Origin of the sequence: Methanoregula sp., from assembly GCF_002835825.1 — an archaeon.
Lineage (GTDB): Archaea > Halobacteriota > Methanomicrobia > Methanomicrobiales > Methanospirillaceae > Methanoregula.
On the sequence record NZ_PIZH01000700.1, the window covers coordinates 1 to 1,114 of the forward strand.

Consider the following 1,114-nt stretch of genomic DNA (forward strand, 5'->3'; position numbering starts at 1 on the left):
TTCCGGATCGATATACCGGATATTGAAATCCCTGTCGATGATATCAAGCCCGGTGTTTGTTGCGCCAAGCACATACTCGATCTGCTTTTTCAGAGACGAGATCTCCTCTTCCGCTCTTCTCCGTTCCGTGATGTCCCTCGCCATCACCTGCAGGCCGGAGAAGATGCCATCCTTTATGACGGGAGATACGAACACCTCAAGAATGGCATAGCCGCCGCCTTTTTTCCTGACCCGGGTCTCAATTCCCTTGATCCCGCCGGTCCCTGTCATAGTCTCCCTGATGAGTTCGAGCACGGACCCGATATCATCGGGATGTACCAGCTCTTCCGGTGGGGACCCGATGACTTCTTCCGGGTCAAACCCGAAAACTCTGCGTATTGATGGCGAGACGTACGTTATCCGGCCCATCCGGTCGGTAAGTTGTATGATATCAGAACTGCGTTCGGCAACGCCCCGGAATTTCTCCTCGCTCGCTGCCAGCGCCTTTTCGGTTTTCCGGTGTTCAATAGCATTTGAAAGAATCTCGCCGGTTGTTCTCAGCAGGCCGATGTCTTCTTCGGCCCAGGTTTTTTCCTGCCGGACCGATTCAAATCCCAGAAAACCGGTCAGCGTTCCCCCATACACCAGCGGGACAGCAATGATCGACCGGACACCCCGCGCCTGAAGGATCTCTCTCTCCGCACCTGCTTCCGGGGGCAGGCCGGTAACCCTCGGGATGTGGATGGCCTCATACCTGCTGAGCCTTTCCATCCACCACGGAAACAGGTCTGAACGCACCCCCTGATTTTTCTCCAGCTGCGGTATAATCCCCTCTGCACACCATTCATGGGTGTTATGCATGAGGGTGCCATTTTCGGCAAACAGAAAGATATAGGAACGATCCACCCCGGTCAGGGTGCCGATGGATTGTAAGGTCATGGTAATGACAGGGTCTATGTCCCCATGCTCGAGGTTGATGAAGCTTGCCGATATTGTCGAGATGAGTTTTTCGAGTTCGAGCCGGTAGTTCAGGCGGTCCTCCGCGCGTTTCCTCCCGGTGATATCAAGAACGATTCCCTGGTCATGGGTGATCTTTCCGGCCGGGTCCCTGCGTAACCTGGTGAAATCCTCAATC

At 54.7% G+C, this 1,114-nt stretch carries 1 protein-coding gene; it reads right to left on the minus strand.

What is annotated here, in order from left to right:
• Window positions 1–1,114 (minus strand): PAS domain S-box protein (locus CW742_RS14530; RefSeq protein ID WP_292421610.1); only part of this gene is annotated, 1,114 nt, incomplete at both ends.